The sequence below is a fragment of the Pseudoalteromonas sp. PB2-1 genome (genome assembly GCF_045040605.1).
GTDB classification, from domain to species: domain Bacteria; phylum Pseudomonadota; class Gammaproteobacteria; order Enterobacterales; family Alteromonadaceae; genus Pseudoalteromonas; species Pseudoalteromonas arabiensis.
In genome coordinates this window covers 1092604-1110038 of the sequence record NZ_CP090667.1, presented here as the reverse complement: position 1 = coordinate 1110038, position 17435 = coordinate 1092604, and the positions used below count along the sequence as shown (strand labels likewise).

Genomic DNA, 17435 nt, shown 5'->3' with positions numbered 1-17435 from the left:
TATTGCTCGTTTTTCTATGTGAGTTATGGCTATAAACCTCGAAAGTTATTTTTATCACGGCTTCTTTGTTTTTTTGCTGATCACTGTAATAACCTGCTCGGTCATTGCAACCGGATTAATGATTAGCCGTTTTAAAAGTAAGTCAATTGTCTTCTTTAACTTATTTTTCTATCTAGGTGTTGCTGGCTTTGCTTGGCTGTGGATACAAAATATTTTCGGGCTTCCCAGTGATTTTCGGCCCAGTGTTATTATTTATATTCTGTCAATGGTACTACTTCAGCTCTCGATTTATAACCACGATGAAAAGTGCCGCTTTAATCGATTAATGATTGGCCACGGTGCTATTTTTTCAGTTTGCGTATTATTTACAAACAGTATTAACCAACTTGCTTTAGTAGAGGCATGTTTTACTCTAACCGCGTTACCTGCCCTTATTTACTTTACTTTTACCCGAGCACTATACAAGAGCAATATAGGTAATACTGTGCTCTTAGCAGCACAATGTATTTTACTTTTAGTGCCTATTACTCAGTTAACTATTATCACTCATTCACATAACCTACTGACACTTTACTCATTAACCGTGGTTGCTCATGCCACGGTATTTGTCATGACAGGGCTTGGGCTTATCACCACCCTTCTAATCGATGAAAAACGGCGCTATGCTGAACTATCACTCAAGGATCCACTCACAAATTTATATAACCGTCGAGGTCTTCAGTATGTTTTAGACAAACGGCAGTTATTGACTAATCAGCATGCGACTTTCCTTTATGCAAGCGCTTTAGACATCGACTTTTTTAAAAGCATAAATGATAACTACGGGCATGAAGCAGGAGACCTAGTGCTGGAAGTGTTAGCAGAGCTTTTACAACGTCACCTACACCGAGAAGATCTATGCTGCCGTTTAGGGGGCGAGGAATTTCTCATTCTCAGTATCGAAAAATCCCCAGAGCAAGCCTACCAAAAACTTGAAAAGCTTCGCCAGACCATAGAAACAAGTCAAATTGAATATAAACAACAAATCATTTCATTCACAGCCAGCTTTGGCCTTACTCATTGGCAACAAGCAGACACATTTGACGACTTAATTAACCGAGCAGATAAAGCCCTCTATTCGGCTAAAAACAATGGTCGCAACCGAATTGAAACCACATTTTAATCATTTGAACAGTTTAATTTTAATTCCTAATCATTAAAAAAATTAAGTAATTAATCATAAACTTTGATCTAGGTGAAGTGCACTCAATCATATTCAGGCTACACTGATACCAACATGATTAAATTACTAGGACTTTACCATGACACACCTTGTTTCAGACTTGATGACGCCCGATCCGCTGGCTATCACCGCAGCAAACTCATTGCATGATGCTCATAACTTAATGAAAGAAAAAAATATTCGACACATTCCTGTCATTAATGAGCATGGTGGTTTAGTTGGCATGCTGACTCAAAAGATCATGATCGCTCAAGTAATGAGTATTATGGCTAACTTCAGTGCCAGTGCACTTGAACGAAAAGAAAAGCAAACTAAAGTGCAAGATATTATGGCCACTGATTTCACAAGTATTTCACCTAATCAACCATTGCATGAAGTAGCAAAGTTTTTTGTTGAAAATCGACACGGCTGTATGCCCGTTGTCGATGATGATAATAACTTAGTTGGTATTTTAACTTCTTCTGACTTTGTTCGTTTAGCAGCGGCCCTGCTCTCTTAACGATTTATGTTCCTAGCTTCTGCACACTGAATTTTTTACATAGAGTGTGCAGACTTTTCATATTCATTCAGTATCTTGTTGAGCGCCCTGAAAACAAAAACAAAAATAAAACATTAAAAATCATCAACTTAAAAAATTTCAGATATCGGCATAACGATTGCTTCTACTCTAATAACTTCGCTTTTTAAGTAACGACTAAGTAACTTAAAAGCTTTATGGAAATACAATTTTAGAGAATCTCGGAGGAGTAATGAGTAATACATCATCAAAAGTCGCTGAATTCACGGCCCCAGGCGTTAATAACGAATCAGCAGCCGATACAATTGCTATTTTAGACAAGCGCATGGTCGCTTTAATCGATTTACATCTTACTCTTAAGCATATCCACTGGAATGTTGTCGGTCCAAACTTTATCGGTGTGCATGAAATGCTTGATCCACAAGTAAGTGCCGTTCAAGAAATGACCGACACTATTGCCGAGCGTATTGCAACTATGGGCGGTGTTCCGGTTGGCACACCACAGTCAATCGTTGATCGCCGCGAGTGGAAAGATTACTCACTAGGCAAAGGGCTAGTATCTGATCACTTAACTGCTCTTGATAAAGTTTATAACGGCGTCAATAAAGATCACCGTAAGGCGCTTGAGCAACTTGCTGAATTAGACCCTGTTTCTGAGGATATGATCACAGGCCAACTTGCAGAGCTTGAACAGTTCCAATGGTTTGTTCGTGCACATATCGAATCGTCTACAGGCGAATTAAAAGGTTAACACTTCTATCCGAAGACCCCTTGCCCAGCTAGCGCTGGGCTTTTTTATGCCTTTACAGCCAACCTTTATGTTTAAAAAATAAATAAGGCGCGAAGCCGGACAGTAGCATAATGGCAATAGCAAATGGGTAGCCCCAAGCCCACGCAAGCTCTGGCATGCTATTAAAATTCATACCGTAAATACTTGCAACCACTGTGGGAGGCAAAAAAACCACCGATGCAATCGAGAAAGTTTTAATGATTTGGTTTTGCTCAATATTGATAAAACCCTGAGTTGAATCCATCAAGAAATTAACTTTATCAAACAAAAAAGTACAGTGAGACATCAGGGTATCGATATCAAGTACAATCTCGCGAAGTGACTCACGGTCTTCAGTAGGTGCGCCAAGGTAACGCAGTAAAAACGAAATATTGCGGCGAGTATCCATCAAGCATAAGCGTACTTTACCGTTGTTGTCCTCAAGCCGTGCAATCCGACTTACCGCTTGCTCTAAGTCTGAGCCATCCTCTTCAAGTACATAAGCACTGAGATTTTCTAGCTGATGGTGCATGTCTTCAAGCATATCCGCATGATTTTCGACTTTTTGATCAAATAAAGTTACGAGTAATTGTTTAGGGTTATCACACGCCACTTGCCCTTTACGAGCACGGAGTCTTAATAAACGAAAATCAGCTAATTCATCATCACGAATCGTCAATAAACAATTATCTTGCAGTAAACACGCAACTGTCACCGTATTAAAACGTCCTTCATTTGGCGACATAAACAGAGCATGTACATGAAGCCCTTCATGATCAATAAAGCAACGCGACGACGCTTCAATTTCTTCAACATCATCAGCCGCAGGCAAAGTAATATTTAGGGTACTCGCGAGGGCGCGACGCTCTTCGCCTGTTGGGTTAATCGTGTCAATCCAATGGGCATTTTTAATGGATGTGGCTAATGGCGTATCGGGGGCTGGTTCGATTTGTGTTATTACACCTTGGTTGATTGAAAAAAATCTTAACATATGCCCCACTCTTTTTTACCTAAGTGACAAAATAGTACCAGCAACTATCAAGCTAAATACACCTTTTTAGCAAAATAAATGCATTGCTCTTTCTCCAAAGCTTGATAACCATCAGCAGTACGAATTGCACTTATTCAACTCACCAAAAAACGAGAAGTACTGTTTAACCTTTCTAATGCCAACTACAAACCTAGCAGAAGTTTATAAAGGCACAAAACTAACCACAGGCTTACTTTTATTTGAATTGGCTAGATCGGAAAATGCCAACAAAATGCGCTCTATCATGCTTGGTAACATAATACTTATTTAATTTTGTTTCTAAAAACTCTACTCTCAGTAGTAGATGATAAGGAGATAATAATGAAAGACTTGCAAAAACTAGTAGGTAATTTAAATAAATCGGGTGCGCTCAGTGGCTTGCTAGGTGGTGTGGCTGGTAGTGGACTAACAAGCTTAATGGGAAGCAAAAGCAAGAAAACGGGGAAAAAAGTAGTAAAGTATGGTGCGCTTGCTGCCATTGGTGGCCTTGCTTGGAAAGCATATAAGCAATATTCAGAGCAAAAACCAACAACAGCTCAAGCTACTTCTTCTCGCACTTTTGACTTTACTCCAGCAGCAATGCCAGAGCAGTCATTTAATGAAGTCATTGATGATAACCACACCGACGGGCAACTCTTATTAATGCGAGCAATGATCGCTGCCGCCTATGCAGATGGCCATATTGACGACACAGAGAGACAAAAGATTTTTGCACAAGTCGATACCCTAGAACTGAGTGCACAAGAAAAAGCGATGTTATTCGATGAGCTAAGAAAACCCATGCAACTATCAGCGCTTATTAATGCTGTACCTAACGCTCAAATGGGTATTGAAGTGTATGTTGCAAGTGCCAGTGCCATCGACTTAAACCAGAGTATCTCTAAACATTATTTAGAAGCGTTAGCAAATCAGTTATGTATTCCAAATGAACTGGTTGATAACATCCACCAACAACTCTCTCAGTAAGGCTTTGACAATCGACTGTGCTCCTTAGTAACTGGAGCACGCTAAGCAATCCTAAAATAGCCAGGTACTCTCCGTCAACTCGAAGTCGGCAGTATTGGTCACACACCAACCGACAACGATGGCACAGCAGTGCATTGGCAATTTGACAACTTTAAAGCGTCAGTTGATTAACCACACAACAAGCCTAAACTAAGGCGCAGTATTGCGATGAGTATCCACGCAAAGATATAAACAAAATAGCCGCACTTTTAATGAGTGCGGCCATTTTTATAATGTAAAGTCGTTTAGTACTTGTACTAATTCATTCTTACTGTATTTGTACTGTTTCGCTGGATATCACGAATACCTTCTTTACTTTCCTTTTCCATCGCAGCAATTTGCTCAGGAGTACGGCATACACGTGTTGGTATGTTACTGCCGGTTGGTTTTTCCCTTTTACAAATTAAGCCATCATTGCTTGCTTGCTCGTCGCTTGAACTTGCACAGCCACTCATTAAAACGGCTAATAAAATAACACTTAAAAATTTCATAGACTTCCCTTTTTTTATATTGATTCAGTGTTTATTAAGAACATACTATTATATTGCAGCCCTAAAATAAAATTTTTTAGGTACAAAATAGTACTTAATGCGGTTTTTTAGTGCCGTATCTCACCATATCTTTACCATTTTCATAAACGTCACTACTCACATAACGTCCTAATAAAAGCTGATGATTATCATCCAGCACAGCGACAAATGGACGACCATCACTGTTATTTGTAGCAAGCGCAACACCCGCAACATTTTCTAGCCCCAAGCCACCATTTTCAACAAGGCGCAAAAACGTTTCTAATTCGTCTAAAGTTTCGATTACATCATTATCGTTAATCATCTTAAATACTCAGTGATTGCTAATCGGCCTAGCATAACAGGATTAAAATTTTGGTGCGAACTAGGTAAACCGAATTTCCCCATATAAACGTCGTTTTTTTGCAATCCTCAACTTTGCAATCGGCCTAAACTGAATTCTCATTTAATTTTAAAAGGCTAACTTACGATGAAACGTGGTGACTATTACAACCTTCAACCTGCATTAATCAAACACCTTGTTGAGCAAGAACAATTAATTAAAAAAGCGGTTGAAACAAGTTTTGGTCTAACAATATGGGAGCTGATTAAACTAAGAGTATCACAAATAAATCAATGTGCTTTTTGCATTGCAATGCATACCAAACAAGCAAGGGAATACGGTGAAACGACCAACCGTATTATTGGTTTAAGTGCATGGCAAGACATGCCAATTTATACAAAACAAGAACGTATGGCTTTAAAATTATGCGAAAAGTTGACACTTGCCCAACCTATTGATGATACTTTCTATCAATCTCTTAGTGATACATTTTCTGAACAGGGGTTAGTTGCACTGACGATTGCTATTAACGCAATCAACAGCTGGAACCGCATTGTGAAAATGTTTAAACCTGACGTTGAGTTTAATGAGTAACCATTTAACTTTAGAACTAAAAACACCTGAGGGTGACATCGCTAATTATATTCAAGCTATCTGGTATGCGACGGCGCATTCACACGGTGAGCAATGGCTTGCTTGCGATGGTGCGACTGGGGTAATTTTTCCTCTTGCAGGGGCGCTTTTACTTGATGATAAAGCGCTTTCTCCACCTTATGCATTTCAAGAAACGTCTACTCACGCAGCAAAGATCACATTTTCAGAAAATGCACAATTTTGTGGTATTCGCTTTAACCCAACTGTTTTAGCTGAGTTCAAACACCACAACCACCCACTTATTTGTGAGCAATCATTAATGGCTATTGCCAAAGGCCTTCAAAAAAACGCCAATCTGCAGGCTTTTGAGGCGCTCATAAGCACGCATTTTAACTACCAACCTAGTATTGGTCACACATATGCAAAGCAATTAATTAGTAAACTGATTGAGTTAACGCCACTGCAAACCGCTTATCAACTGGCTCCATTAAGTAAGAGGCAGCTTGAACGGCAAATAAAAAGCCAGTGTGGCGTTACACCTAAGTATTTTGAACGAATTTACCGCGTAAAAATGGCCAAACAAACAATAAAAGATAACCCGACGATGGGCTTTGCAGATATTGCTCAACAGTGTGGCTTTACTGACCAGCCGCATTTCATTAAAGAATTCAAAGCGATAATGCATATTACACCAGCAAGATACCGGAAACTATTGAATAACACGCATACTAAAAAAACCAAACTCATTATGCGTTGAAATCGGTATATTAAATTCATCAAATAAAAGTTCTATATCGATTATCGAACTCACTTAAATAGCATGAACTTACTTGCCAACGGGCGATTTTATTTGCGATCAGCTTTTATCCATAGGATAGTTAACAAAAGCCTAAAAACTTGCTGTTACACAATAGGATAATCATGAAAAAAGTTTTACTTGCCACCAGCTTAATCGCTTTCTCATTTACGGCATTTGCAGCCAATTTAACCGTTGAAGAACTGCGTATTGAAAAAGCGACAAAGGCAATGCCAAAGGTCTTAAACGCTTACAGTGATGACATAAGTCATTTTAAAAATGCTTGGCAAGCAACCACAAGCTACCAGCAAGCAAGTGATCTTATTGATGACTACTCAAAACAATTATGGCGTGATGCAAAAGCACGGATCAAAAAAACCAACAGCTACGACGACCGTGAACTTTATTGGGCACGCTTACTTTCAAGTAAAGTTATTCGTACCAGCAAGCCCCAGTTTGCAATCACTGACAGCGAGCAAGCTGCGCTGTTAACCATGCTAGAAAATGGTAGCCGTGGTCGTACCGACCTTGATTTCAGTAAAAAAACCGACAAACGTATATTAATTACCGGCTTTGATCCTTTTTTACTTGATAGAAATATCAACCAAAGTAATCCATCTGGCGTGGCCGCATTATTACTCGACGGGCAAGTAATTAGCTATCAGGGTATTACTGCGGAGATCAACACAGTGATGGTGCCTGTGCGCTATGAAGACTTTGATCAAGGTATTATCGAATCATTACTTGCACCGTATTATGCACTAAACAACGTAGATATGATTGCTACCATCAGTATGGGTAGTAAAGACTTTGACTTAGAACGCTTCCCTGGTAAACGTCGCAGCGTAACGGCACCCGATAACGCCAATATTGTTTATGGTGGAACAGAAACTAACCCAAAAATATCAAGCTTGCATAACCGTCCCTTACCAGGTAATGAGTTTGTGACGTTTAGCCTACCCGTAGAGCAAATGCAAAAAGCGAAAGGCCCCTTCCCAATTAACGATAATCACAAGGTCGTTACACTTGAAAAGGCTTTTGAGCCAACATCACTCAAAGAACTTGAAGGTGCCATCGCAGTAAAAGGTGGTGGCGGTGGTTACTTATCAAACGAAATTTCGTACCGTAGTATTCGCCTACGTGATGAACTTAACTCAGATATTCCAACAGGGCATATTCATACCCCTCGTATTGCGCAATTTGAGCCAGAGACAGAAGCAAAAATCGTTAAACAAATCAAAGCTATGCTCGAACACAGCCTTGTAGCACTCTAGTTAACTAGCTCAGCGAGTGTTTAATGCATTCGCTGAGCAATAAAACCTATAACCTATTGCGGGCCCGTTCCTCCATCTACTTGGCTCCCCAAAGTATTTGCACTCTCTAATCTATACGGGTAAAGCTGCACATCACTAAACACTGTTGCACCATTATCACGGTATTGATCTGTCGCTGAGCGCCCTGTGTAAATGTTTCCTGATGCACTGAAGTAACCCGAGCCTTGATTCCAATGTGGCTTTGCTGAGTTTTCAAAATAGTTATTCTCGACTAATACTTCTGCACCATCACTGGCACTAATTGCAAAATAAGTAATGTTTTTCCAGTAATTATTAAACATATGAACCCGTGAGTTGTAACCATCTATTTTTGGATTACGCCCTGCTGCAGTATCCCAAAAGTTATGATGTGCTGTTACTTGCGAGTTTTTGAATAAATGCGTGTACCAATGCTGATTAGCGCAAACTTGGGTGTTATAACCATAGAAACGATTCCAACTGAGGGTCACATTCTGACTATTATCAATATCGATATAACCGTCACTTATCTTATTAAAGGCCATATGATCGACCCAAATATGGCTACTATCATCAATTGAAATGCCATCGCCCGCTTCGACGAGTGCAGGGTTAATATTTTCCAGCATGACATTTTTAATAATAATATTACGTTGCTTGCTAATAACTAAGCTAGCACCAACAATTTTTGAGTTTTTACCTAAGCCTAGTAACGTTTTGTTGGACTTTACAATAATACGGCGCTCATTACGTGTTACATTAACTGGTGAATTGGAAGAGCTGCCCAGCTCACTACAGCTTTGATTCCCTACAGGCACTCGGTACCATGTTTTACCGTAATCATTCCATTGGCCACAATCTAAAGGACATGCTTGCACCGTTCTATTGTTAGTGAGACAGTTAATCGTCGTATTATCAGGTATGTGGATCACTTTAGCAGAAGGCGAGCTTAAAGCGTCACTTAAAGCACTGCAGCTTGTAACCCTAACAGGTGTTGCATTACCGCCACCGATTGTTGTCGTTAGGCCATCTTGACCTGGTTGTGCAGCAAAACCAACTAAATCACTTGGTGTTGGCTGAGTGCCTCCGTCACTACCACACGTTGTATCGACAGGGTTTATAAACCACCTTTGAGAGCTTATACCTGCGTCATCATTTTGATACACATTAGCCGCATTGTTTGAGCCTGCAACAGTCAATGATTTATTGGTTAACTTATTCGTTATATTAAAACCACCTGATGACGATGCTTTAAGTTGCCAACGTTGATTGGCTCCTTGCCAATCATCATAAACGATAATATTAGCACCATTTGACTGCGATGAATCAAGTACATCTAACACCTTATTATTGTACTTAGATCGGATAATCCAATATCCATCGCTTTCTTTAATAAACTGAAACTTTTGATTATTTCCTCCCCAATAGTCATAAGTTATGACATTAGGCGCTGCACTTGTATCACTTGTATTAATATCTAACGCTAAGCCAGACCCACGGTTAATAACAGAATACAACTGACCTGATTCAGGCATTGCAGTGCAATTTTCCGCTTGTACTGGTAAACAGCTCAGAAATAGACTAGCCAAGCCAATTTGTTTAATGACGTTTATTGTTTTCAAAACTATCCCTCTCAAATTTGTAATATAAAAATACTTAAGAGGTAAAGTCTAAACCATTCGTTCCCAAAATAAAGTGTTTTGTTTATTTTATGTAAACAAATTTAACTTTAAGAAAACAAAACAGGATACAGAAATAAAAAAGCCACCTAGAGGTGGCCTGAATTGAAGCTAACATTAATTAATACAATTCGAATAATGGTCGGCCATTTTCGTCATATTTTACTTCCATTATGCGGGCATGTCGGTTTGGATCGTAAAGCGGATCTTTTACAATTTCCTCAAGTGGACGTGTATCCGTTTTTGGCACCACACTTGGCTCACCGACGGCATGCTCATAGTCACGGGCATGGTAAATACATAATGGTGTTTCGCCATCTTCAGCAACGGTAAAACAGTTATGACCAGGGCCGAAAATTTTCTTTTCAACACTTGTTTCAAGCACTGGCATGCGTGTTTTAGTCCACGAATTTCGATCAAGTAAATCGCTGTTTTCATCTGCTTCCATATAGCCCATGCAGTAACATGCACCTGTTGCGCTGGCAGAAAAAGCGATAAAGATTTTGCCGTTATTTTTAAGTACCGCAGGGCCTTCGTTTACCCAAAAGTCCACACGCTCCCAATCGTAATCAGGCGTAGTTAGCATAAATTGTGCTGTTTTTAACTTAATTGGTGATTCCATCTCAGCTAAATACAGGTTTGATGCAGCAAATTGGCCGCCGGTTTTCTCTGCCCAACAGAAATAACGTTTGCCATTGTTCTCAAAAATCGTCGCATCCAGTGAGAAGTCTGTGAACGACTTTTCATCATCCTCAGCCGCTTGCATCATACCCAGCTCAACCCATTCATCATTTAATGGATCTTGGCCTTTACATTCCAATACATACGGGCGTAATGCCCATATATCGTCTTCTTGGCTGGCTGCAAAGTAGATGTACCATTTACCATCCAGATAATGAATTTCAGGTGCCCAAATATGGCGACTCATTGGGCCATTGTCATGCTTAAACCAAATATCAAAGGTCTCAGCGTCTTTTAAGCCTTCTAATGTCGCAGATTTACGCAGTTCAATGCGATCATACGTTGGTACAGAACCTGTAAAATAATAAAAACCATCGCTGTGCTTATGCACAAACGGGTCGGCCCGCTGTTCGACTAACGGGCTGTTTGTTTGTAATGTCATGTTTAAACCTGGTCGTAAATTTAATTTGTATTATTTTATTACTTTTAGCTAAGAACACAAATATAACATCATTTTTATCAGACAGTGAGCATAAATGTAAATCGAGTGGTTGATCTAATCGTCATCAATTAGACAGCTGTTACTGTGCTAAAAAAAGTAGTAAGCCACGTTCATATCGGCTCAAGTATTTTGTTTTACGCGGTAACTTAAGTTGTTGTCTTGTACGTACCTGTGTGGCTTCACTTTCTTTACATAAATCAATCAGCGCAGGATGAACATAAGAATTACGGGCTATCGTTGGTGTGTTACCCAAATGGCTCGATACCGTTTCTAGCATATCGCACAAAGGGAGCTTTTTCTTAGCATTATAAAAAGCTTCGAATGCTAAAACACTGGCGCGCCATGTTCTAAAGTGTTTAGCACTAAACTCCTCTCCCATCACTTGCTGAATAAACTGATTAACCTCACGGGAGGTCACGGGAATACATTCCCCACCTTCTTTATATTGAAATAGATTTTGCCCTGGTAAATCTTGCAACTCTTTAATAATGCTGCTTAAAACACGATCTGTAAGATTAACCTCTCTCACTTTGCCAGATTTAGCTTTATATTCTAAGCGAATATTTTTACCCGTTAATTTGGCATGGCGATTACGTAACGTTGTTGCACCAAAACTGTTATTTTTTTTCGCGTTTCGTTTAGAGCCTACACGTAATGAACCTAAGTCCATTAACCGGACAACCGCAGCTAATGTTCGTTGATAATCCAGCTCATTACCTTGTAAGTATTCAGATAATTTAGCTCGCAATAAAGGAAGTTTGGTGCCAAAAAGCTCACAGGCCTCGAACTTTTTTAGCTCCTGCTGCTCTCTAAAATCTGGATGATAAAGATATTGTTTTCTGCCTTTTGTATCATACCCTGTTGCTAAAATATGCCCATTTTCTTCAGGACAAAGCCAAACATCTTTGTATGCAGGGGGGAATGCCAGCGCATTTAAACGCTTAATTTCTTTTTTTGCTGTAATTCGTTTGCCAGCGGGGTCGTAGTAAAGCCAGCATTTTGAATGTCGTTTTCGAGTAATTCCTGGCAAATTATCATCAACATAAATCAGTTTCATTACATTTCCTTACTACCTTAAGTAATACAGCCTTTCGAGGCGAGCTAAGCCCGCCTTGAGGTGTGCTTCTATCGTTTCCAATAGCGAAGATTTTTTAATCTATTCAAAAACTCATCTACCTGACAGGTGCCTAAATCAATGACGCCATCATCTTGGTTTTCAGCAAGCCCAACCGCTTTTAGCAGCTCAACTGAATCCTTGCTATAACCAATAAATTTATTATGCGAAAACGCATCTGAAACAAAGTCTTTTGCCTCAGGAATATGACTCAGTTTTTCGGCCCCTTCTTTTGTTGTCAGTAGCGCCACCGCATCATATAAAACCGAAGGGCCACCATTAATAACTTGATCGGCACTTAGATGCTCACCAATCGAGCTTTTCGCGCCACCCACTTGAGCAGCAATAACTTCAAAATTTGCACCTTGCTCTTTAAGCGCACAACGCAATGAATCAAATAGCTGAGCATCAAAGCCATCACTCACAAGAATACCCAGCTTACGCCCTTTGAATGTATTTAGCGCACTTTTTTGAATGCTCAGGGCATCAGACACTGGAAGGTCTTGGCGTGTTTCAAGTGCAGCTTCGGCAGGTTCTGGCATTGTTTGTAAGCCCAAGCCAGAGGCCACTAATTTAGCTAATTCGCTATCAATATTAAGTAAATGAGACACGACACGCTCCCTTATCGCTAAATGCTCAACTTTTGAAAGCTCAAAAACCAGCGCATCTTGAATATGTGATTGTTCTACTTGAGTTTGGCTTAAATAAAACTGCCTTGCTTGGCTGTAATGGTCGCTAAAGGTTTCTGAGCGGTATCTCAGCTTGCCACCTTGTGTGTCTTCGTCTGTACTTTTGAAACCATGTGCAGGGCATGCGCGAGGGTTGTTTTCATCACCTTGCCACGAGTTGGGTTCGTAATTTACTCGCCCTTTAGGATTATGCATCGCCATATGACCATCTTGATGAAAGTGATGCATTGGGCATTTAGGTGCATTAACAGGAATATGAGTAAAGTTTGGCCCGCCTAACCGTTTAGTTTGCGTATCCAAGTAGGAAAAGTTACGACCTTGCAATAGTGGATCAGGGGTAAAATCAATACCTGGCACTATGTTTTGAGTACAAAAAGCAACTTGCTCTGTCTCTGCAAAAAAGTTATCGACAACTCTATCGAGCACCATACGGCCAATAATTTTTACTGGCACCTGTTCTTCAGGTATAAGTTTTGTAGCATCAAAAACATCAAATTCAAACTCATCTGCAAAAGCTTGGTCAAATACTTGTACACCTAGCTCCCATTCTGGAAAGTCGCCATTTTGAATTGATTCCCACATATCGCGACGATGAAAGTCAGGATCTGCACCATTAAGTTTTAATGCTTCATTCCACACCACAGACTGCATTCCTGCTTTTGGTTTCCAGTGAAATTTAACGTACTTCTGCTCACCCTTTGCATTAACAAACTTAAATGTATGCACACCAAAGCCTTCCATAAAACGTAATGACCGTGGAATGGCTCTGTCTGACATTGCCCACATAACCATGTGCATAGACTCAGGCGATAAACTAATAAAATCCCAAAAGTTATCATGCGCCGTTTGTGCTTGCGGAAAACCACGATCAGGCTCAGCTTTGGCGCTGTGGATCAAATCTGGAAATTTCATTGCGTCTTGAATAAAAAAAACAGGGATATTATTGCCGACTAAATCCCAATTACCTTCTTTGGTATAAAATTTTACTGCAAATCCACGCACATCTCGTGCTAAATCGGGTGAACCTTTGCTACCTGCCACAGTCGAAAAACGTGTGAAAACAGGTGTTTTTTCTCCCTTGCGCTGAAAAATATCCGCGCACGTAAGATCCTCAAGTGTATCGTATGTTTCAAAGTAACCATGTGCACCATAGCCTCTTGCGTGCACAACTCGCTCTGGAATACGTTCATGATCAAAATGAAACATCTTTTCACGAAAGACGTGATCTTCCATTAATGTTGGGCCGCGCTTGCCTGCTGTTAAGGAGTTTTGATTATCACTAACAGGACAACCTTGTGCTGTTGTCATGGTAGGATGTTGATTGTTCGCAGTTTGGTGAAGCTCGCCACCATGCCCTTTTTGACCTGAATATTTAAATGACTCTGCCATGAGTTTCCCTTTCTTATTTACTGGTTTATATAACATCACGTGGGTACACGTGAAAAACTAGTGAGCAAAAAAGAGACCAATAAAAAATAGCCTTACAAACAATAAGTTAATAAAAAGCGTTACAACATAAAGTAAATAGGTTACATAACGTTTGTAATCTTTTCTGATTTGGTTTTAATGTGTTAAAACCAAATCAGAATCTTACATTTTTGTATTAGCGCTTATTTAATAGCTCATGCGCAGATGTTAGTTCATTGGTTGTTTGTGATAATCCGACAGCCTTTGCGCCGCCTATTAGCCAAATTTGATTATTTAAAGTAACAGCACCCAATCCATGGCGAGGGGCTAACCACGTGGTCACTTTATGCCATTGCTTTTTAAGTACATCATATTTAAAGATTTCACTATCGACAGCTTGATTATGCTCCCCTCCAAAAATGTAGATCATGTTGTCGATTGCTGCCGCAGCGTGCCCTGCCCTACCTTTTGGCAGGGCCGGATGAGTTAGCCACTGATCTTGCTCTGGCACGTATTCAAGTACATCTTTTAAAGGTTCGCCACCAACGGTTCTGCCGCCAAGCACAAACCAGCGGCCATTCACCTGCACACTTGCCGCACTATTACGTGCAAATGGTAACGGTGCTGCTTTAGCAAACTCATAGTTATTTGGGTTGAACACAAGGTGTTCTGCTTTATCTAAACTATGTTGCCACTGCCCATTTTGTTCATTACTTGGACTGCGGCCACCCACTAAATGCAACTTTCCATTAAGCACTGCACCTACTGTTTCACTTAACGCAAAAGGTAAACGCGCCACCTTTTGCCATGCTTTGGCGCCCTTACCTAGCATTAATACATCACGGCTATTGGTCCACTGACCTTGGGTATTAACAAAACCACCAAAGGCAAATAATTTGTTTTCTACTGCAATTAAATAGGTGTGGTGGCGTCCTTCAGGCAAGCTTGGAGCTGATTGCCAAGTTGCATAATCAGGTGACCAAAAGTGCACTTTTTCCGTCATTTTACCCGTTGATGCTGGCAGCTCAGTAGAGATACCGCCAGCAACCCAAATTTGCTTATTCATTACTGTGGGGTAAATTTCTTGTATAGCCTCAGGAAGCTCAGGTGCGAACTCCTCACTTGCCGATAAAGTGTAAGGCAAACAAGTAATAAAAAGCGTTAAAAACAGTTTGGTTAAGCGCATACAAATCCTTATTAAGCAGTCGATTATAAAGCTTAAGTGAGCTGTACCTATAAGTACACTGCCAAATAGTCTAACGAGATCAGGTATAGCTATTTCTAAATGATACGAAATTGATATATTATAACAAAACATTTAGCGTTATTTTATTTAATCTACTTAAGGGTCACTAACATGAGCAAACTCCCCGTCACCGTGCTCTCTGGTTTTTTGGGTGCAGGTAAAACCACCGTACTCAGCCATATTTTGAATAACCGTCAAGACAAAAAAGTAGCTGTCATCGTCAATGATATGAGCGAAATAAACATCGATGCGGCGACAGTTAAAAACGATGTGTCACTTAATCGCGGCGAAGAAAAACTGGTTGAAATGAGTAATGGCTGTATCTGTTGTACTCTGCGTGAAGACCTACTCATAGAAGTACGCGCTTTAGCAGAGACGGGGCAATTTGATTATCTGGTTATCGAGTCAACCGGTATTTCAGAACCCCTTCCGGTCGCCGAAACATTTACCTTTGCCGATGAAGACGGCGTATCACTTTCAGATGTTGCTAGGCTTGATACCATGGTCACAGTAGTTGATGCTGTAAACTTTCTAAAAGACTTTAACGAAGCCAAGTTTTTGCAAGAAACCGTTGAACACTTAGGTGACGAAGATGAGCGCAGCGTTGCCGACTTACTGATCGATCAAGTTGAATTTGCTGATGTGATTTTAATTAGTAAAACCGATTTAATTAACGCAGATGAGCTTGAAAGTTTAAAAGCCATTTTAAGCTCATTAAATACCTCCGCAGAGCTTATTGCCATTGAAAATGGTCAAATTGATATCAATAAAATTTTAGGCACAGGCTTGTTTAACTTTGAAAAAGCGCAACAAGCACCAGGCTGGTTAAAAGAGCTGCGCGGTGAGCATATCCCAGAAACCGAAGAATACGGTATTAGTAGCTTTACCTATGAGGCTAGGCGTCCTTTTCACCCCGAGAAATTTTATAACTTTATCCATAATAATCAACGCGAAGGCAAACTACTCCGCTCAAAAGGCTATTTCTGGCTAGCCTCTCGACCACAGTTTGCTTGTCAATGGAACCAAGCTGGCGGTATTGCACGTTATGGTTTTGGCGGGATATTTTGGAAGGCCTTACCAAAAGATCAGTGGCCAACCGATAACGATTACTTAAATTCAATTAACCAAGTTTGGCAAGAACCCTTTGGCGATATGCGTCAAGAGCTGGTTTTTATTGGTCAAAACCTCAATCAAGCAGAAATCACACGCGCACTCGACAACTGCTTGCTTAGCGATGATGAACTGCTAGCAGGAAAAGAGCTTTGGCAAACACTACCCGATCCATTTCCAATTTGGGAGGAAGCATAAATGACAGCCCACGCATTTGAACATGATACTGATAACCTACCAGCAGAGGCAGCAATAGCATTAAGCCCAGTGGTATTTTCACAAATCTATAAACCCGAGCATAACATCGCAATTTGGCAGCGTAGCTTATCAGAGCAGCTGCAAACTGAAGTAACCGAGACTGTTGCAGCCTTTGCAGATCTCAGTATTAACGCTGTGATCAATCAAAACGCGATTGCGGCAGACATTGATAAAGCACTCGAAAAACGACCTCAAGCAAAAGCGCTTAAAGCCGATCTTGCTCAGCTTGTTGATATGTTTTGCTATTTATTTGAGCTTAATCGTGTGGGTTTAAGACTAAAAGTACTTGAGCGGGCTATGTGCCCACGCTTTCATGTTGATCGTGTTCCTTGTCGATTAGTGAGCACCTATAGCGGTAGTGGCTCTGAATGGCTACAGAATAGCGGACTCGACCGCAGTAAACTGGGTGCAGGAAACCAAGGTTTAAGTGATCAGGAATCTGGTTTAATTGCCCCACACACTAAAGTGCAATCATTAACTGTCGGTGATGTTGCCTTATTAAAAGGAGAAACATGGCAAGACAATGAAGGTTTAGGCCTTGTACATCGCTCACCACAGGTTGCAACTGGGGAAAAGCGCTTACTACTCACATTAGATTTTATTGCCTAATTAAACCTCAAACTAAACACAATAATACGCCTGTATTTATATGGGCGCCAAAAATAGTGACTT

General features: G+C 40.3%; 17 protein-coding genes. 9 read left to right on the top strand and 8 right to left on the bottom strand.

Annotated features, from left to right (window positions below):
* Window positions 1-25 precede the first annotated feature (25 nt).
* The 3 genes from L0Z67_RS05115 to dps all read left to right on the top strand — a co-directional run bounded on the left by L0Z67_RS05115 (window position 26) and on the right by dps (window position 2490).
* On the top strand, window positions 26-1162 hold the full coding sequence (locus L0Z67_RS05115; protein ID WP_405128539.1) for a GGDEF domain-containing protein: 1137 nt from the start codon (window positions 26-28) through the stop codon (window positions 1160-1162).
* Between the two features lie 139 nt (window positions 1163-1301).
* A complete protein-coding gene (locus L0Z67_RS05110; protein WP_062570418.1) occupies window positions 1302-1721 on the top strand; it encodes an HPP family protein in 420 nt (139 codons plus the stop codon).
* 250 nt (window positions 1722-1971) lie between these two features.
* Complete coding sequence (gene dps, locus L0Z67_RS05105; RefSeq protein ID WP_062570417.1) at window positions 1972-2490, top strand: DNA starvation/stationary phase protection protein Dps; 519 nt, start codon at window positions 1972-1974, stop codon at window positions 2488-2490.
* Between the two features lie 52 nt (window positions 2491-2542).
* Here dps and corA read toward each other — a convergent pair whose 3' ends face one another.
* Window positions 2543-3499, bottom strand: a complete 957-nt coding sequence (gene corA, locus L0Z67_RS05100) for a magnesium/cobalt transporter CorA (RefSeq protein ID WP_405128538.1) — start codon at window positions 3497-3499, stop codon at window positions 2543-2545.
* 360 nt (window positions 3500-3859) lie between these two features.
* Here corA and L0Z67_RS05095 point away from each other — a divergent pair, with 360 nt between their 5' ends.
* Window positions 3860-4504 (top strand): tellurite resistance TerB family protein, encoded by a 645-nt coding sequence (locus tag L0Z67_RS05095; protein ID WP_062570415.1) that lies wholly within the window; start codon window positions 3860-3862, stop codon window positions 4502-4504.
* 296 nt (window positions 4505-4800) lie between these two features.
* Here L0Z67_RS05095 and L0Z67_RS05090 read toward each other — a convergent pair whose 3' ends face one another.
* On the bottom strand, window positions 4801-5034 hold the full coding sequence (locus L0Z67_RS05090; protein ID WP_193988508.1) for a hypothetical protein: 234 nt from the start codon (window positions 5032-5034) through the stop codon (window positions 4801-4803).
* Between the two features lie 94 nt (window positions 5035-5128).
* Complete coding sequence (locus tag L0Z67_RS05085) at window positions 5129-5377, bottom strand: hypothetical protein (RefSeq protein WP_237114988.1); 249 nt, start codon at window positions 5375-5377, stop codon at window positions 5129-5131.
* 165 nt (window positions 5378-5542) lie between these two features.
* On the opposite strand from L0Z67_RS05085, the gene L0Z67_RS05080 reads away from it, so the two are divergent.
* The 3 genes from L0Z67_RS05080 to L0Z67_RS05070 all read left to right on the top strand — a co-directional run bounded on the left by L0Z67_RS05080 (window position 5543) and on the right by L0Z67_RS05070 (window position 8059).
* On the top strand, window positions 5543-5989 hold the full coding sequence (locus tag L0Z67_RS05080) for a carboxymuconolactone decarboxylase family protein (protein ID WP_405128537.1): 447 nt from the start codon (window positions 5543-5545) through the stop codon (window positions 5987-5989).
* Window positions 5982-6746, top strand: coding sequence for a helix-turn-helix domain-containing protein (locus L0Z67_RS05075; RefSeq protein WP_193988505.1), 765 nt, complete (start codon window positions 5982-5984; stop codon window positions 6744-6746). Before L0Z67_RS05080 ends, L0Z67_RS05075 begins: the two co-directional genes overlap by 8 nt.
* A 164-nt stretch (window positions 6747-6910) precedes the next feature.
* Window positions 6911-8059, top strand: coding sequence for a hypothetical protein (locus L0Z67_RS05070; protein ID WP_237114986.1), 1149 nt, complete (start codon window positions 6911-6913; stop codon window positions 8057-8059).
* A gap of 53 nt (window positions 8060-8112) precedes the next feature.
* Here L0Z67_RS05070 and L0Z67_RS05065 read toward each other — a convergent pair whose 3' ends face one another.
* From L0Z67_RS05065 to L0Z67_RS05045, 5 genes are all read right to left on the bottom strand, one after another.
* Window positions 8113-9699 (bottom strand): RICIN domain-containing protein, encoded by a 1587-nt coding sequence (locus L0Z67_RS05065; protein WP_193988503.1) that lies wholly within the window; start codon window positions 9697-9699, stop codon window positions 8113-8115.
* Between the two features lie 178 nt (window positions 9700-9877).
* The gene (locus L0Z67_RS05060) at window positions 9878-10879 is read right to left on the bottom strand and encodes a family 43 glycosylhydrolase (RefSeq protein WP_405128536.1); all 1002 of its coding nucleotides are present in this window, start codon (window positions 10877-10879) and stop codon (window positions 9878-9880) included.
* Between the two features lie 139 nt (window positions 10880-11018).
* A complete protein-coding gene (locus tag L0Z67_RS05055; protein WP_405128535.1) occupies window positions 11019-11996 on the bottom strand; it encodes a DNA topoisomerase IB in 978 nt (325 codons plus the stop codon).
* A gap of 68 nt (window positions 11997-12064) precedes the next feature.
* Window positions 12065-14131, bottom strand: coding sequence for a catalase (locus L0Z67_RS05050; protein WP_405128534.1), 2067 nt, complete (start codon window positions 14129-14131; stop codon window positions 12065-12067).
* Window positions 14132-14345: 214 nt separating this feature from the next.
* Complete coding sequence (locus L0Z67_RS05045) at window positions 14346-15335, bottom strand: Kelch repeat-containing protein (RefSeq protein WP_405128533.1); 990 nt, start codon at window positions 15333-15335, stop codon at window positions 14346-14348.
* A 171-nt stretch (window positions 15336-15506) separates the two neighbouring features.
* On the opposite strand from L0Z67_RS05045, the gene zigA reads away from it, so the two are divergent.
* Window positions 15507-16703: a zinc metallochaperone GTPase ZigA gene (gene zigA / locus L0Z67_RS05040; RefSeq protein WP_405128532.1), complete on the top strand. Its 1197-nt coding sequence runs from the start codon at window positions 15507-15509 to the stop codon at window positions 16701-16703.
* Window positions 16704-17372: a DUF1826 domain-containing protein gene (locus L0Z67_RS05035; RefSeq protein ID WP_405128531.1), complete on the top strand. Its 669-nt coding sequence runs from the start codon at window positions 16704-16706 to the stop codon at window positions 17370-17372.
* The last annotated feature ends 63 nt before the right edge of the window (window positions 17373-17435 follow it).

What these genes read in the sequence shown, in the direction of transcription:
- L0Z67_RS05095 (WP_062570415.1), top strand. Translation starts at nt 3,860, where the DNA reads ATGAAAGACTTGCAAAAACTAGTAGGTAATTTAAATAAATCGGGTGCG.
- L0Z67_RS05070 (WP_237114986.1), top strand. Translation starts at nt 6,911, where the DNA reads ATGAAAAAAGTTTTACTTGCCACCAGCTTAATCGCTTTCTCATTTACG.
- L0Z67_RS05085 (WP_237114988.1), bottom strand. Translation starts at nt 5,377, where the DNA reads ATGATTAACGATAATGATGTAATCGAAACTTTAGACGAATTAGAAACG.
- L0Z67_RS05050 (WP_405128534.1), bottom strand. Translation starts at nt 14,131, where the DNA reads ATGGCAGAGTCATTTAAATATTCAGGTCAAAAAGGGCATGGTGGCGAG.
- corA (WP_405128538.1), bottom strand. Translation starts at nt 3,499, where the DNA reads ATGTTAAGATTTTTTTCAATCAACCAAGGTGTAATAACACAAATCGAA.
- dps (WP_062570417.1), top strand. Translation starts at nt 1,972, where the DNA reads ATGAGTAATACATCATCAAAAGTCGCTGAATTCACGGCCCCAGGCGTT.
- L0Z67_RS05045 (WP_405128533.1), bottom strand. Translation starts at nt 15,335, where the DNA reads ATGCGCTTAACCAAACTGTTTTTAACGCTTTTTATTACTTGTTTGCCT.
- L0Z67_RS05080 (WP_405128537.1), top strand. Translation starts at nt 5,543, where the DNA reads ATGAAACGTGGTGACTATTACAACCTTCAACCTGCATTAATCAAACAC.
- L0Z67_RS05055 (WP_405128535.1), bottom strand. Translation starts at nt 11,996, where the DNA reads ATGAAACTGATTTATGTTGATGATAATTTGCCAGGAATTACTCGAAAA.
- L0Z67_RS05035 (WP_405128531.1), top strand. Translation starts at nt 16,704, where the DNA reads ATGACAGCCCACGCATTTGAACATGATACTGATAACCTACCAGCAGAG.
- L0Z67_RS05075 (WP_193988505.1), top strand. Translation starts at nt 5,982, where the DNA reads ATGAGTAACCATTTAACTTTAGAACTAAAAACACCTGAGGGTGACATC.
- L0Z67_RS05060 (WP_405128536.1), bottom strand. Translation starts at nt 10,879, where the DNA reads ATGACATTACAAACAAACAGCCCGTTAGTCGAACAGCGGGCCGACCCG.
- L0Z67_RS05115 (WP_405128539.1), top strand. Translation starts at nt 26, where the DNA reads ATGGCTATAAACCTCGAAAGTTATTTTTATCACGGCTTCTTTGTTTTT.
- L0Z67_RS05090 (WP_193988508.1), bottom strand. Translation starts at nt 5,034, where the DNA reads ATGAAATTTTTAAGTGTTATTTTATTAGCCGTTTTAATGAGTGGCTGT.
- L0Z67_RS05110 (WP_062570418.1), top strand. Translation starts at nt 1,302, where the DNA reads ATGACACACCTTGTTTCAGACTTGATGACGCCCGATCCGCTGGCTATC.
- zigA (WP_405128532.1), top strand. Translation starts at nt 15,507, where the DNA reads ATGAGCAAACTCCCCGTCACCGTGCTCTCTGGTTTTTTGGGTGCAGGT.